We start from the raw sequence: 14239 nt of genomic DNA, 5'->3' as shown, positions 1-14239 counted from the left end.
CCGCATGACAGGAGGATGACGCTCCCCACGAGTATCAGGCGCCTGCTCCAGACCGCGCGATGTGACTGCATCCAGGAACTCCGGTTCGAAAGGAGCGGCGGGACGGCGCGAGCCGTGAACCCGACGCTGTGAGTCATTTTCAACGGCTTATCCGCTGCGGGGGCGGATGGGCAATGTCGACCGTGTCTCCGTTGTGCGTTCTGTGCGTCTCCTGGCTCACGGCGCTGGAAGCTTCCGTTCCCCCTGTCGCTTGACGGGGTGGGGTGGATTCAATACATACCAACCAGTCTGTATGAGCCAGATGCCCACCCGACGAAGGCGTGACGCCCCCGAGACGCGGCGTCAGCTCATCGCGGCCGCGACGCACCTGATGATGCGTCAGGGGTTTTCGGCGACGACGGTGGACCAGATTTGCGCCGAGGCCGGGCTGACCAAGGGCAGCTTCTTCCACCACTTCGAGTCGAAGGAGGCGATGGGCCTCGCCGCGATGGCCGCCTTCGCGGAGATGGGCATGGGGCTGTACGCCGAGGCCTGGGACGAGCCCGGCGTGGACCCGCTGGAGAAGCTGCACCGGCTGCTGGACGTCATGAGCGACCTGGCTCGCCAGCACGGCGGGATGCTCACGTGCATGGTGGGCATGCTGTCCCAGGAGCTGGCGCTGTCGAACGCCATTGTGCGCCAGGCGGGTGAAGGCCACATGGAGGCCTGGGTCGGCGCGGTGGCGGGGCTGCTCACGGAGGCGAAGCGGCTGCATCCGCCGCGCGTGGGCTTCGACCCCGACGCCGTGGCCTGGATGCTCTACAGCACGTGGCAGGGCTCGATGCTGGTGGGCAAGACGCGGCAGCGGCCCGAAATGGTCCTCGAGAACCTGCGCCAGATGCGCACGTACCTGGATGGGCTCTTCGAGTCGCCGGTGAAATCAAAGTCCAAGCAATCCAAGCGCGCCTGACGCCGGGCGCATCCTGAACAGAGGAGACCGCACCATGCAGAAGATCACGCCTTTCCTGTGGTTCGACGGCAACGCGGAAGAAGCCATGAAGTTCTACGTGTCCGTCTTCAAGAAGGACGCGAAGATTCTCAGCCTCAACCGCGCTGGGGACTCGGACACCGCGCCGGTCGTCTCTGGCACGTTCCAGCTTCATGGACAGCAGTTCATGGCGCTGAACGGCGGGCCTCACTACAAGTTCACCGAGGCCATCTCCCTGTTCGTGGACTGTCAGACGCAGGAAGAGGTGGATGAGCTGTGGTCGAAGCTCCTGGAGGGCGGAGGCCAGACACAGCAGTGTGGCTGGCTCAAGGACCGCTTCGGCCTGTCCTGGCAAATCGTCCCGTCCGTGTTGGGGAAGATGCTGAATGACAAGGACCCGGAGAAGGCGCGCCGGGTGATGGAAGCCATGCTGGGCATGGTGAAGCTCGACATCCAGGGCTTGCAGCGCGCGTACGACGGTGCGGACCAGTAGGCTGCCCGACGGCACGGTGGTGCCGCCCCCTGTCCGTATGGGGCAGGGGGCCGCTTTCAACTCGACGTCAGTCGATACCTGCGCGTCAGCCGTGGCTGTTCGCAGGGGTGCGGCTGACGCTCACGCGGCGGGCCACCCGTGCGCGGAGGTTGAAGGGCACGCCCCATTCGCGCGCGAGCTGCCCGGCGCGTGCCAGCAATCGCGCACGGAGGAGCCTGCGCGCATGGGGCAGCCCCACGAGGATGCGGTTGTCCGACGCCTGCACGTCGAAGGCGTAGAGCTGCGGGAAGCTGGCCCGCCACAGCGGGTCCATCAGCGAGCCGGGCCGGCCCGACTTCCGGAGCACGTTGCCCACCACCACCCCGTCCGGCGTCAGCCTCGCCTGCGTGGCCCGCAGGAACTCCTGCGTCGCCAGCGCCGGCGGGATGCTTCGCGTGCCGTAGGCATCCAGGATGATGACGTCATACGGCGCCCCGGGTGATTCGATGAAACGCCGTCCGTCCGTGAGATGGGCGTGCAGGGCCTCGTCCTCGTGGAAGTCGAAGTAGCGCCGGGCCATGTCCAGCACCTGGGGCTGGATTTCCACCGCGTCGATGTGCGCGTGCGGGAGCACCGCGCGGAGGAAGGTGGGAATGGTGCCGCCTCCCAGTCCCACGACGAGCAGGCGCGAGGGCTCGGGCACGAAGGCCAGCGTCGCCGCCACCGCTCGCGTGTAGTCCAGCTCCAGGCGCAGCGGGAAGCCCGGCCACATCGCGCTCTGGAATGCGCCAATCCACCCGAACTGGAGGTAGCGGCGGCCCTCGTCGTCCTCGCTGACGATGATGGGGCCACTGGCGGACTTCGCGACGTGCAGAATCGTGCGGGGAAACTCGAAGGCGCGGGAGACACGCGCCAGGGCCACGACGATTCGGTGGCGCTGCCTCGCTCGTGAAGGCTCCTTCGTTGGCCACCGGGCGGAACTGGCGAGTGCCGTCCGCCAAGGCCTCGGGCCCCACGCTTGTCCTGCCTGACGCATCCACCTCACGCCCCGAGCATACGGGCTGCTCGGCGCAGGGGAAGGATGTGTCGAGCGTGAGGTGGCATTCCAAGGGCATTGATTTTGCTTCGATTACATCTATTCCTGCTTTGTTGCTGTTGATAGCCTCCGTGCCCGCCATGCTGAGAATCCGTCCGGAGCAGATGGCTTTCATGAACGCGCAAGGGCGCGAGCGCTTCATCGCGGAGACGCTCCATAGCCTGCCCTCGGTATTTCCGGGAGACGCGCGACTCCAGGATGCGAGGGTCCTGCGCGGCACGGTGGAGGATGGCATCGCCCATGCCGAGCGTCACGGCATCACGGACGCCCGTGAGGTGACGTTGTACGTCTTCTTGTTCATCGAATTCGGGCCCGGGTTCGAGAAGGCGCCAGCCACCCGCTGGATGGGAGACCTGCTCACGGATGCTCAGCGGCCGGCTTCCGAGAAGCTCAATCTCATCTATGCGCGCTTGGAGCTGGCTCAGGCGCGCGAGGGGAATGGATGAATCTCGACGCCGCCTTGAAGGCCGCGGAGAAGACCGCGTCGACCGTCGTGGGGACTTCGACTCTTCCCTGTGTCCAGCACCAGACGGGCCTGTTGGTGCTCGTCTATCGGGCAGACACCCAGGAGATGCTGGGGCAGGTCCAGGTGTCGCTGTCGGGACGCGCCATCCGGCTCATCCCTCCCGTGTACGATCCGCACCGCAACAAGGCCATGCAGCCCAAGGGCCGCGTCCTGCGCTACGCCGTGAATGACATGACGGCCGCGACGCAAGACGATGGCGTGGCTCGGTTCCTGCCCTTGGATGCGGGGGCCTACACCGTCACGGTGGATGGCCTCTCGGCGGTGGACGACCTGCTCCTGAATCCAGGGGCCCGGGAGCAGCCGGTCATCTTGAACACCTGCCCGGTGTGCCTGGTCCCAGTCGAAGTGGGGGCGCGCCCCGAGTTCCTGCTGCGATGGAAGCACGATGCCGCGGGTGTCGGCGGCGTGGAACTCACGCTGGGGGATGCCCATCCCCTGGCTCAGGCCACGGGGACCTCGGGCCTGGTGGGATGGAGTGGGGAACCGCTGGTGCCCGGGCCCTATCCGCTCGCCCTGCGCTTCGCGGGAGGCGGCAAGTTCCAGCTCTATTCCGCCACGGGTCAGTTGCTGGACGCCGCACCTGTGCTGGACATCCCCGCGGGCCGGTCTCAATTCCACTTCCAGGTCCAGCAACTGGGACAGCTCAAGCTCGCCGTCCAGCTCCAGCGGCCTGATGGGACGATGGCGCCCATCGACCGGCCGCACGTCACCGTCCAATGGCCGCCGAGTGCCTCGCCAAGGCAGTGGGTGCTCGACCACGGCGTCAGTGAGGACATTCCCCTGGTGAATGGACCTCAGACCGCGTTGACGCTCGACGCACTCGAGCTCGAGGACGACGGCGCCCCCGAAGTCTTCGAGTTCATGGCCTTGAACCCGTAACGGAGGGCGTCCATGCCTCCTGTCTTCGCCCGCCGGTCGGATTCCAACAAGATTGATGTGACGCACCGGCAGACACTGGGTGAGTTGCTCGACACGAACGGTCTCACCGGACGGTTGAACGACGTGGCCCTCTACAATTGGGGCACCCTCGTCCCGGCGGAAATCAACCGCGCGCTGATCGAACTCGTGGGTTGCGCCAGGCCGGAGACGGACCCGCTCGCGTCGCTGCTCGACCCCGCGCTGGGACCGAAGCCCTTCATTCACAAACCCGTGCCGTGGAAGCCCGCCGCGCCGCTCGCCCTGGACACGGCGCACACCGTGCAGGTGCGGCGCCGGTTTCCTGCTCCGGCGGTGTCCATCCGCAAGCTCACCCGGTGGTTCCTGCCACCCTCCGGCACCTGCGAAGCGGAGTACGTGCTGGAAGGTGTCGCCTCTAGTGCCGACAAGGTGGACTTCGAGGTCCACGCCCATGGGTATCACTCGCTTTCGCCTCAGGGCGGGCAGGTGGCCTGCGACACGGATGCGACGGAGGGGGGCTCCACGCACTTGTTCCGCCGGCGCAAATGCTACGAGGTCGCTGACAGGCGGCCGCCCGCCGTGGCCCAGAAGCTCCCGGACTGGAAAGGGGAGAGCGAGGCCACGCAGGGCGTGCTGAAGCGGGAGGGCACGGGGACCTTCATCCACCACGGCTGCGCGCCCTATGACGTGCTGGTGCGGTACTACAAGGATGACCGGGACAACGCGGCGAAAATCCTCCTGACGCCTTTCGCTCCACGCTGGAAGCCCGTCAAGGGCGCGGACCCCGAGCTCGACGAGGACACGCTGAGTGTCTCGTGGGAGCTGCAAGGGGACCACGGCAAGCTCAAGCGGGGGCAGGTCGTCGTCTGGGACAAGGACGACAACGTGGTGTTCTTCGCGCCCCTGGACGAGCAGCAGCTCCGGACCCGGAAGCGCTACGAGTTCCTGAAGGATGCGCGGAAGACGTGGGACAAGGCCGCGATTCGCCGCGACCAGTTGCCCTACCGGGTGCAGCTCCAGGCGCACAGTGACGAAGACGAACCGCTGGGCCTCGCGCTGGCCGTGATGCCCACCCAGGTCCGTGCCTTCGACTATGCGCAGGTGCAGTTCATTGCCTTCAACGTCAAGCCGGGGACGAAGGCTCGCGTGCCTGGCCCCGGAATCGACTACCTGGGCGACGCGGACCCGGACGTCGACATCCAGACGCGCTGCGATGTGATGAAGGATGCCATTCGACTCGCGGCGGCGGATGGCCACATCCGTCCCGAGGAGAACGTCCTCAAGTTGTTCATGGCCCCGGAGTTCTACTTCCGAGGAAAGGACGGTGGATATCCGGTCGAGAAGCTCTGGGACGTCACGCGGCAGCTCCGGCAGGAGACGGACAAGCCGGAGTACGCAGACTGGCTCTTCGTGTTTGGCAGCGCCATCGGCTATCTCCCGCACGAGGAGTTGGATGCGGTGACGGGGGCGCCCACCGGGACGCCTCTCACGCATGGCGGGGAGGGGCAGGTCCACGCGGTCCTCCTCGAGGCCAATACGTCCGGCGTGGATGACGTCCTCAAGGTCGCGCTTTCGCGCCCTCCCGAAACGACCTGGAAGGTGCGTGGGATTGGGCAGAACCACGCACTCAAGGCCGTCGCGACGACGCTCACGCCCGGCGAGTACCAGCTCACCGTGGACGGCAAGAGCGGCCTTGTTCCAGGCCCTATCGCTTTGTCCGAACCCGTGGCTTGGATTGACACCGTTGACCAGACGGGACCCTGCACGGAGGTCGTGGTCAACTCCAGGGTGTGCTCTCGCATCTTCATTCCGTCATCGGGCGCCGCGCCTGCTGCGCCGTGGAAGCTGCGCACGGGGTCTGAAGAGGACGACATCAAAGGGTGTGTGCCGCTGGGGGCGGGCCGGTACTGCCTCACGCTGGCGAACAAGAAGGTGGGCTTCGCCAGCGGGTCGGCGGAGCTCGTCGAGCCCAGGTCGACGGAAGTCTTCAACGTCGTCATGGTCCAGAAGGGCTGGCCTGCACCCCTGCTCAGCCAGGGGTTGAAAGGGGCCGCCGTCTACAAGGAGTACGTCTCCGCCATCGATTTCGTGGGACCCAACTCCCACAATGCCAATGCCTGGTTCGACCCAACGGGCTTGGGCCGGCGTATCGAGATCCATGGCGGCACGGACAGGCTGGCGCTTCCCACGGAAGGCTCCACGGACGTACCGGCGGCGAGCCCCAACCGGGTGGGGCTGGGCGCCACCTGGTTGAACCGGCCGAACCGCGTCGGGTCGGAAATCAACCTGTCGGGCGACGGAGGCGGCTCAGTGGTCACGGTGGATGGCGTCACCCTGGGCCTGGAGGTCTGCCTGGACCACGCCATGAACCGCCTGGACCTTTTCTATCACGGGGGGAACAGCCCCGTTCCCCCCTTCGGGCCGCAGCCCCCTGGCGCCGTGGCTGGTGACCCTCGGGTGCAGGTCCAGCTCATCCCGTCGTTCGGCATGTCCATTGGTCGTGGAAAGCTGTGCACCTGGATTGGGGGCCCGCGGCCTGGCCTGGTGTTCAACGTCGATGGTCAGCGGTGCGCATCGGTGGCACGCGTGACGGATGGCGCCTACGCCTGCGATGACCATCCGGCCATGCACGCGACCGTGCCGGGCCTTTGCACCCAGGACAAGGAACTGCGGTGGTGCGTCGGCTGTAACAAGACGCGGAGCGCGCCCGGGGACTGCCCGACTCACGGTCCGACCGAGGCGCGGCATCTGTGCGGCTACGCCTGGCAAAGGTGGCAGTGTGGGGTGGTCGGCTGTACCAATACCATGCCCTGCATCGCACACCCCTATCCCCCCGCGCCTCCTCCGCTTGGCTTCAACTGGTGTCTGAAATGCAGCAAGGAATTCCCCGTGGGCCTGCCTTGCTCCACCTGCGGTGGCCCACCCGCGCCATGTCCTGAGTCCTACAGGGTGGGGACGACCTGCTCCAAGCACACTCCCGCGCTCCCTCAGCGATGCAACGCGCCGCTGGTCTCCATGGGGCAGTCCATCGCCACGGTGGGTGGCCCCACCCAGGTGAATTCCAGCCACGACCCGGCTTTCTTCGACGAAGGGGGACACGTGCTCGTCTATTCCGCGCAAGTCCTTCCGCGTCCCGACGTCTTTTGAGGCCGTGGTGGGAGCCTCGAACTTCGAGGCTCCCGATGGACCTACTGGCCTCGCGCCGGGTTTCTCCTCCGGCGTCCCAGGATGCCGAGAATCGCGAACGCCAGTGGGCCCGCGAAGCTGGCTCCAGCGGCTGTGCAGCCACCCGAATTCTCGGTGTCGTCTGGCTGCTGCGGCGTCGTGCCCGCATCCATGGGTGTGTCCGTGCCCGCATCCGTGGGCGTGCCTGTTCCCGCGTCGGGCTCGGTGCCCGTGCCCGCGTCCGGTGTCTCGGTCCCTGGCTCGGAGGCATCCCCATACGCGCCGATGTGGGCCGGGCTCACCTGGGCGCGCGGCTCACCCGCGGTGTGTTTCACGTACTGCCAGGTGACGGGCTCGCTGCGGGTCTCGGCGGGGAGCGCCACCGCCTGACTTCGCAGGGTGGAGGCAGCGGCCAGGCGGAAGTCCTGTCCGGCGAGGTTGATGAACCCGGGGTCGGTTCCGGTGAGATTCCCCCCCGCATCCACCACGGCGCCCGTGAGCGTGCCGAAGGTGCTCACGTAGCCGGGCTTGTACCAGTTGCCGCCATGTCGGAGCGTGCCCGCCTCGTCCGTGAGGGACAGCGTGTTGCCATGGGCCGCGGCCACCAGCACCATGTTGTTCATCACGTGCGCCGTCTGGTTCTGGTGCGACAGCCGCAACAACGTGGTCCGGTCCGTGCGGCTGGACACCACGGTGTTGTGGAAGAAGTAGAGCGTGCCCCGGTAGTTGGCCGTGTTGCCGGAGTCGCCACCGAAGTGGACGATTTGCCGGTTGCCCGCGCCCTCGGGCTCCAGCAAGACGTTGCCGTAGACGAAGGTCCGCGCATACGACGGCGCCGCGCGCAGCGTTCCGCTGGACGAGTCCACCAGGTCGAGCTGCCGGTTACCTCCCTCAATCCAGTTGTACCGGATGAGACTGCCCGCCGAGCGGTCCTTCAGGTTGTTGCCCAGACAGCCGGTGCAGAGCGGACCGAATCGGTTGAACTGGTAGGTGATGCCCAGCGCTTCGGTGTACGCGTTGTGCTCGAGGATGCTGCCGGTGTTGCCGTTGCCCAGGATGTGGCTGTGCTCGACGGTGACATTCGACGCCTGATTGGCGATGAACAGGCCGTTGCCGCTGTCCTCGAGCACGCAGCCCCGGATGGTGATGTGTTCGCCCTTCTCGATGAAGATGGCGGCGGCGTTGTCCAGGTAGGTGGACGCGCCATTGCGGCCGGTGAAGGCGCCGCGTGCCCGGCGCAGGTGGAGGTTCTCCACCACCAGGTGCGCGGGCATCGTGTCCGCGGGCCGGTTGGAGCCACCAATCTTCAGGATGCCGCGCTCCTCACCCCAATAGTTGAGCTGCGAGCGCGTGGTGGCGTTCTCGCCGACGATGACGGGCAGGTTGCCCTGCGCGTCCTTCACGCCGCGCACGGTGATGGGCGCGGCGGCAGTGCCCCTGCGGCCCAGGACCCACTTCTCCGCGTAGGGCGTGGGCCGTGCGTGGACGAAGACGGTGTCTCCGGGCTCGAGGGACTCCCAGGGCACGTCACCCAGGCGGGTGTACTGCTGGTCGGGGCCTACGCGGTACTCCGCGGCCTGGACGGCCAGCGGCTGGAGCAGGACGAGAAGGGCGGCTCGCGAGAGGTTCATGTCTCGCAGTCTGACGGCTCCTCCCGGTCCAGGTCCACGAGGGCTGACGCTCCTCGAGGACACGGGTGAAGCGCACCGGGAAGTTTGTAGGCGGAGCGCTCGCCAGGCTCAGGCAGGCGGGCGCGCTGAGTCGCGAGGGCAGGCCCGCATAGGGGGGACAACCGCGTGCTGCAACGGTAGCGGCGCCCCGCCGGGCCCTGGTAGGGTTCCCCACGGGGCGGCCCTGGGTGTGCTTCCTTCTCACTCCTGAGGTAGCGGATCCGCTCTCCGCCCCGTTTTTTCCTCTCGTCTGGAGTCACCATGGGCTCCCCTTCGCTCGACGTGATGGGCGGTACCGCCGCGCTGCTGCTCCGGACCATGGGGCTTGTCTTCCTCCCCTCAGGACTTGCTCCCAGCGGTGACTCGCAGGAGCGGGAGCAGGGCATGGATGCCCTGGAGGCAGACCTCGCGGGGGTGGGCTACACGCTGGACGGCGCGCTCCGGGAGGCGCTGCTCGCGCTGCCCACCGAGGTCATGGCGGCTTCCGGCCGCTTCATCTACGACAACTGCGCGGCGCTTCGGGGCTCCAACCGGCCCTTCGTTCCGTTGTTCCGGAACTTCCCCGAGAGCGTGCCCCGCGACACCCGGCAGTTTTACGTGCAGCGGATGCTGGGCTGGCTGTTCCAGTCGCCGGAACAGCCGTGCATCCACTGCGGCGCGCAGGGCACGGTGCGTGCGCTGTCGCCGTGCGCCCACCTGGTCTGCGAGCGGTGCTACGACGGAAGCGACTACAGCGCGTGTCCCATCTGTCACCGTCGCTTGTCTCCGTCCGAGCCCTTCCTCAAGCCCACGGCGCTCGAGGCCGCCAAGCGCGTGTATGCACTGGCCGCCAACCGGCTGACGCGGTTGTCCCTGGGGACCGACCCGGATGCCGCGGGGAGGGAGGTCATGCGGCGCCTGGTGTCCCGGTCCACGGTGCTGCACCCCTCCGAGGTGATGTTGCTGAAGATGCTCGTCTCCGTCACGGGGGTGCGCATCCTGGGGTGGCTCCCTCCGAGCATCCCGGTGAAGGAGACGCTGGCGCAGGTCATGGGCCTGCTGCTTCAGGATGCCCGCACGGCGGGAGACGTGCTGGCCAGCGCCGCGGCATACGTGAAGACCGCCACGGATGTGCTCCGGATACTCGTCGCATGGGCGGGCGGCAACCCCGACCTCACCGTCAAGATTCCGCTGAAGAGCCCTCCGCGTCCGGTACGGCGCGCCGTCCTGCGGATGCTGGAAGGCTTCTCCGTGCTGAACCTCACCGAGGACCTCCGACGCCACCCCGGCTTGTGGAAGGCCCACGCGAAGCTCCTGCATGTCTTCGAGGAGTGGCAGCGCCATCCGAAGGTCGCGCTCGCGTTCGCTGTCTTGCGTGAGACGGTGTTGGTGCCGGAGACACCGTTCGGAGCATCCGTGCTGAGTCTGGCCAGCGAGCATCCGGCGGCCTTTCACAGGCTGGAGGCCGACGGAGGCGTCCGCGTTGGCTTCCGCTCCTTTGCCTCACACGTCGAAGCGGCGCTGGACGCGAGCGATGTCCGCGGCGCACTGCGGCTGCTGCGGCAGCGACCCGGTGAGCTGCTGCGCCGGTTGGACCATGTGAGCCGCCTGTCGGTGGCCCAGTCGAGCTCCGCCGCGCTCGACCCGGAGCTGCTCGCGGTGCTCGAGGCGGTGCTGCCTCGGGGCGCGCCTGGGCTGCTGCTCACCGTGGCGGCGCACCTGCGTCAGCGGCACAAGCCGTTCGCCAAACGCGTGTTCTTTCCCAAGGGCGAGGCCACCCACGCCTGGGGCATGGAGGACCGGCGCCCCTTGCTCCCTGGCGACGCCATTGGCCAGCTGGTGGCGCCGCTGGAGCGGGAGCTGCTGCGCCGGGCGGAGGCCCTGCCGGCCTTCCCTCAAGCGGTGCTCGACGAGGCCCTGGCCGACCTGATGGTTCCGCTGGCGGAGAAGACGGCCTCCCGGGCGTTGGTGGCGGTTCCGCGTGGGAGCCTGCTGCCGCTGCCGGAAGGGAAGACCTTGCGCTTCTTCGTCCACTGGACGGAGCCCAAGGGGACGCGGGTGGACCTGGACTTGTCGGTGGCCTTCTACGACAAGGATTGGTGGTTGGTGGACGTGTGTGACTTCACGAACCTGCGGCTGGCGGACGACGCCGCGGTGCATTCGGGGGATGTCACCTCCGGGCCCCTGCCGACGGGTGGCGCCGAGTTCCTGGATGTCCATGCTCCGAGGCTGCTGGCGCAGGGCGTTCGCTACGCCATCCCGGTGGTGTTCTCCTACAACAGCGTCTCGTTCGATCGCATGGAGGACGCGTTCGCGGGCTTCATGGTCCGGGACGGGGAGGGCGGGCCCCACTTCGATGCGCGCGCGGTGGAGCAGCGCTTCGACCTGCAGGGGAGCGGGAAGATCTCCGTGCCGCTCGTCATCGACCTCGTCGAGAAGACGCTCCGTTGGGTGGATGTGAAGGTCCCTCCAGAGGATGGCTTCCAGAGTGTGCACAGCTCGCGAGGCGAGCTCGCGAACCTTGGAAAGGACACCCTGGCCTACTTCGGAACCGGCGCCCGCCCCACGCTCTGGGACCTGGCTTGCCTTCACGCCGCCGCGCGCAGCCGCACGGTGCAGGTCCGGCGCCGGGATGGCACGGTGTCTGTCCTGACGCGGGGCTCGGACGAGGACACCGCCGCCTTCCTGCGCAGGCTGCGTGGCCTTGAAGTGGATGCCACCCCCCACGGCTTCACGCCTGGCTCAACGCCCACATTCTTCGCGGGGATGACGGACCGCCCCTCGCTCCCGGCCGGCAGCGAGGGCTATGCGCTGCGGTTCCTCCACACCTCCGCGGAATCCGTTTCACGGCTGGCCGCGGGCGATTTGGTGTCCGCGCTGAAGGCATAGCCCGGTCCAGGTTCGCCCGTGCCACCTCGGCGGAAGCGCGTCGCCCGGCAGTAGCCTCCAGGGTGGTGGAGGTGGGAGCCCTGACGCGTCGGGTGCGGGGTTCCTCCCTCCGAGACATTGCTCCGGGCGCACTTTCACAGGAAGGACGGAAAGTGCGATAATCGTGAAGGCAACCAACGCCTTCAGGGGAGCGACTGACATGCCTTTGTATTACGTGCAGAACTTCACTTACGACGGTCCTGGCAGCTCGAAGATGTATGGCGCCATGGGTGCCCACAACCACGACCAGGCCAATCAGTTCACCAAGGACTGTGTCGCCTACCTGAAGAGCATTGGCTGTACGAACGTGCAAGAGACGGGCAGCTTCGCGAGCAATCAGGCCGAGCCGCTCAAGGGCAAGGAGATGCGCTGGGACGTGCTTCAAGACAAATGGGTGAAAGCCTAGCGGTGCCCGCGGGCGTGCCTCTCCTCACGGGCCGAGGCACGCCGCTGCGCGCGGTGGCTCAGGGCGAATCCACGGCGTGCGTCAGGGGACGGCCGTCCTTGGGCGCGGCGAACCGGGCCTCGTCGCGCGAGAAGCGGTACTTCTTCATGGCCGAGAAGTCCCCCTTCATCCGAGGGTATTCGAGGTCCATGACGACCCGTCCTTCCTTCACGAAGACGAGCAGGCATTCCGATTCATAGATGTCTCTCGCGCCGGACCAGTCGTTGCCAAGCGATTGGCGGACTTCCTCCGCGACCACATAGGGCGTGAAGACGTGGAGGGTGTCCCAGTCGAAGTCCGTCACCTCCGACAGGTGGAAGGCCTCTCCTGTCTTCGCGGCGGAGCGGATGCGCTGCTCCAGCTTCGTGGCGAGCGCAGCGCGCTCCTTGCCTCTTCCACAGCCGCTCATCGCCACGCCGCAAGCGAGCCAAAGCGTCACCGCAATCACTGACGTGCCTGCCCAGTTTCTGTGTCCGCGCATGCGCGGCACTCTAACGGATTGTCTGGCTAGAAGCCCCGGAGCAGGGGCCGTCCGTGGGACAAGCCGGGCCAGGGAATGGCCAGTGCGACGAACAGCATGGCCAGCAGGAGCCCCACCGCCCAGGTGCGGTGCTTGGATTGAGCGGGCGCCTCCCGCCGCGTCATCGCGGAGGTGGCGTGCGCGGCGGTGAGGGCCAGGAGCATCAGCAGTGGGTGCTCCAGGCTGAAGAAGCGCAGGTGGCCGATGGACATGCTCATCCGCAGCGCGTCCAGGCTCCGGGGCGTGACGGGGCTGAGCGCGAAGTAGAGCGTCATCCCCAGAAGCATCTGGGTATCGAAGGCGGAGACGAAGAAGACCTGGAGCCGCCGGTCGCCGGGCGTCCAGTCACGGGCTCGCGCCCAGCCCATCAGTGCCCTCGCGAGCGCGAGCACTCCCAGCACCACCACCGCCCAGCGCAGCCAGGAGTGGAGGAGCAACACCACTGAGTAGAGCATGGCGCCTACCCCCCCTTCTTCGTGGGCATCGCTTCAATCCAGCGCTGGATGAGCGCCCGGCCCTGTTCATCCACCACGCGAGTGCCCAGGGGGGGCATTTGCATGAAGTCCCCGCGCTGGCCCATCCGGTAGAGCAGCGAGCTGTGCTGGACGTCACCCGGCGCGACGCGCTGCGAGCTCTTCCCGAACATGCCCGACGTCTGGATGAGCGCCTTCACATTCACGGACGTGCGCCAGGTGTCCGTCTCCTGCACGGAGCCGAGCTCGCCCGCTTCCAGGCGCAGGTGCAGGCCGGAGCTGTTGCCCAGCGCCATCCGGTTGCCGCTGTGGCACGACACGCCGCAGTTCATGTGCAGGTAGCCCAGGGCGGCCTGCTCCACCGGCGTGCCAGGAATGCGGGGCACTTGCGCGGGCGGGTGGCTCAGGCGTCCCTCCTCCACCAGCTTCGCCAGCGTGAGGCCGCGCGCGCCGTCGTGGGCCAGCGCGACGGCCTCGAAGCCGAGCACCTCGTCGCCGCGCCCTCGGTGGCAGGACTGGCAATCCTGCTGGCTGGGGATTTCGTAGCCCTCCGTGCCGGGCACGTCCTTCTCGCCGCTGGTCAACTCGAGCGCCGTCTTCCCGTCGTCGCTCCAGCGGTAGGTGGTCCGCAGCCAGCTCCCGTCCGGGCGCTTCCAGAGGAAGCGCGTCTCGATGGGCCGCCCCTTCCAACTGAACTCCTTCCAGAGCTTCGTGCCCACGGGGAAGCGCCACTCGTCGCTCTTGGACGTGTCCACCTTCGTGCCGGGCGGCAGGTAGATGAAGCGCGCCTTGTCCAGGCCGTCGCTCCAGAGCTGGAGGCCGGGCTCGTAGGGGCGCACCTCGGGGGGAATCGCCCGGGTCGCCCACCCGGCGCCGCCCTCGCCGTAGAGCCCCGTGCAGGCCAGGTGCTGGAGCGTCTGGCACTGGATGCTGCCGTTGGCTTCCTTCACGCCCTCCTCGGTGGGCGTCTTGGTACAGCCTCCGGCGGACACCATGAGGGTGAGCAGCAGCGCACTCGCGCGTGGCGGGGACATCGGGCCTCCTGACACCTTCCACCCTACCGGCTCGGGCGCCGCGTTTCGTGCGTCTTGCTGACGCACC

12 protein-coding genes are annotated in these 14239 nt (G+C 67.5%); 7 read left to right on the top strand and 5 right to left on the bottom strand.

Annotated elements, in window-relative coordinates; translation table 11 throughout:
* The first annotated feature begins 301 nt into the window (after positions 1–301).
* Both BLU09_RS29995 and BLU09_RS29990 read left to right on the top strand, forming a co-directional pair.
* On the top strand, positions 302–949 hold the full coding sequence (locus BLU09_RS29995; RefSeq protein WP_167371188.1) for a TetR/AcrR family transcriptional regulator: 648 nt from the start codon (positions 302–304) through the stop codon (positions 947–949).
* A gap of 34 nt (positions 950–983) precedes the next feature.
* Positions 984–1460, top strand: a complete 477-nt coding sequence (locus tag BLU09_RS29990) for a VOC family protein (protein ID WP_090493502.1) — start codon at positions 984–986, stop codon at positions 1458–1460.
* A gap of 85 nt (positions 1461–1545) precedes the next feature.
* Here BLU09_RS29990 and BLU09_RS29985 read toward each other — a convergent pair whose 3' ends face one another.
* Positions 1546–2361: a spermidine synthase gene (locus tag BLU09_RS29985; RefSeq protein WP_244172133.1), complete on the bottom strand. Its 816-nt coding sequence runs from the start codon at positions 2359–2361 to the stop codon at positions 1546–1548.
* Between the two features lie 287 nt (positions 2362–2648).
* Here BLU09_RS29985 and BLU09_RS29980 point away from each other — a divergent pair, with 287 nt between their 5' ends.
* Genes BLU09_RS29980 through BLU09_RS29970 form a run of 3 tightly spaced genes read left to right on the top strand, consistent with a single transcriptional unit; the run spans position 2649 to position 7105 of the window.
* Entirely contained in the window at positions 2649–2981 is a 333-nt protein-coding gene (locus BLU09_RS29980) for a hypothetical protein (protein WP_090493608.1), read from the top strand.
* The gene (locus BLU09_RS29975; protein ID WP_244172132.1) at positions 2978–3940 is read left to right on the top strand and encodes a hypothetical protein; all 963 of its coding nucleotides are present in this window, start codon (positions 2978–2980) and stop codon (positions 3938–3940) included. The genes BLU09_RS29980 and BLU09_RS29975 overlap by 4 nt, the downstream gene beginning before the upstream one ends.
* A 12-nt stretch (positions 3941–3952) precedes the next feature.
* Positions 3953–7105, top strand: a complete 3153-nt coding sequence (locus BLU09_RS29970) for a hypothetical protein (RefSeq protein WP_090493498.1) — start codon at positions 3953–3955, stop codon at positions 7103–7105.
* 41 nt (positions 7106–7146) lie between these two features.
* On the opposite strand, the gene BLU09_RS29965 is transcribed toward BLU09_RS29970, so the two are convergent.
* Entirely contained in the window at positions 7147–8754 is a 1608-nt protein-coding gene (locus tag BLU09_RS29965) for a right-handed parallel beta-helix repeat-containing protein (RefSeq protein WP_090493496.1), read from the bottom strand.
* A gap of 300 nt (positions 8755–9054) precedes the next feature.
* Between BLU09_RS29965 and BLU09_RS29960 the strand changes: the two genes are divergently transcribed.
* Together BLU09_RS29960 and BLU09_RS29955 are read left to right on the top strand one after the other, a co-directional pair.
* On the top strand, positions 9055–11661 hold the full coding sequence (locus tag BLU09_RS29960) for an MXAN_6230/SCO0854 family RING domain-containing protein (protein WP_090493494.1): 2607 nt from the start codon (positions 9055–9057) through the stop codon (positions 11659–11661).
* Positions 11662–11860: 199 nt separating this feature from the next.
* Positions 11861–12106, top strand: coding sequence for a hypothetical protein (locus BLU09_RS29955; RefSeq protein ID WP_090493492.1), 246 nt, complete (start codon positions 11861–11863; stop codon positions 12104–12106).
* 58 nt (positions 12107–12164) lie between these two features.
* On the opposite strand, the gene BLU09_RS29950 is transcribed toward BLU09_RS29955, so the two are convergent.
* From BLU09_RS29950 to BLU09_RS29940, 3 genes are read right to left on the bottom strand one after another with little or no spacing between them, the layout of a single operon-like run.
* Positions 12165–12626, bottom strand: coding sequence for a hypothetical protein (locus BLU09_RS29950; protein ID WP_244172131.1), 462 nt, complete (start codon positions 12624–12626; stop codon positions 12165–12167).
* A 26-nt stretch (positions 12627–12652) separates the two neighbouring features.
* Positions 12653–13120: a hypothetical protein gene (locus BLU09_RS29945; protein ID WP_143043221.1), complete on the bottom strand. Its 468-nt coding sequence runs from the start codon at positions 13118–13120 to the stop codon at positions 12653–12655.
* Between the two features lie 5 nt (positions 13121–13125).
* Entirely contained in the window at positions 13126–14172 is a 1047-nt protein-coding gene (locus BLU09_RS29940) for a hypothetical protein (protein ID WP_279627379.1), read from the bottom strand.
* Between the last annotated feature and the right edge of the window lie 67 nt (positions 14173–14239).

Origin of the sequence: Myxococcus virescens, assembly GCF_900101905.1 — a bacterium.
Taxonomy (GTDB): domain Bacteria; phylum Myxococcota; class Myxococcia; order Myxococcales; family Myxococcaceae; genus Myxococcus; species Myxococcus virescens.
Note: the sequence above shows the minus strand (reverse complement) of the source record. Positions and strands in the feature narration are given on the sequence as shown.

Excerpts from the sequence above, each read along its gene's own strand:
- BLU09_RS29995 (WP_167371188.1), top strand. The coding sequence starts at position 302 with ATGCCCACCCGACGAAGGCGTGACGCCCCCGAGACGCGGCGTCAGCTC.
- BLU09_RS29990 (WP_090493502.1), top strand. The coding sequence starts at position 984 with ATGCAGAAGATCACGCCTTTCCTGTGGTTCGACGGCAACGCGGAAGAA.
- BLU09_RS29940 (WP_279627379.1), bottom strand. The coding sequence starts at position 14,172 with ATGTCCCCGCCACGCGCGAGTGCGCTGCTGCTCACCCTCATGGTGTCC.
- BLU09_RS29975 (WP_244172132.1), top strand. The coding sequence starts at position 2,978 with ATGAATCTCGACGCCGCCTTGAAGGCCGCGGAGAAGACCGCGTCGACC.
- BLU09_RS29960 (WP_090493494.1), top strand. The coding sequence starts at position 9,055 with ATGGGCTCCCCTTCGCTCGACGTGATGGGCGGTACCGCCGCGCTGCTG.
- BLU09_RS29965 (WP_090493496.1), bottom strand. The coding sequence starts at position 8,754 with ATGAACCTCTCGCGAGCCGCCCTTCTCGTCCTGCTCCAGCCGCTGGCC.
- BLU09_RS29945 (WP_143043221.1), bottom strand. The coding sequence starts at position 13,120 with ATGCTCTACTCAGTGGTGTTGCTCCTCCACTCCTGGCTGCGCTGGGCG.
- BLU09_RS29950 (WP_244172131.1), bottom strand. The coding sequence starts at position 12,626 with ATGCGCGGACACAGAAACTGGGCAGGCACGTCAGTGATTGCGGTGACG.
- BLU09_RS29980 (WP_090493608.1), top strand. The coding sequence starts at position 2,649 with ATGAACGCGCAAGGGCGCGAGCGCTTCATCGCGGAGACGCTCCATAGC.
- BLU09_RS29955 (WP_090493492.1), top strand. The coding sequence starts at position 11,861 with ATGCCTTTGTATTACGTGCAGAACTTCACTTACGACGGTCCTGGCAGC.
- BLU09_RS29970 (WP_090493498.1), top strand. The coding sequence starts at position 3,953 with ATGCCTCCTGTCTTCGCCCGCCGGTCGGATTCCAACAAGATTGATGTG.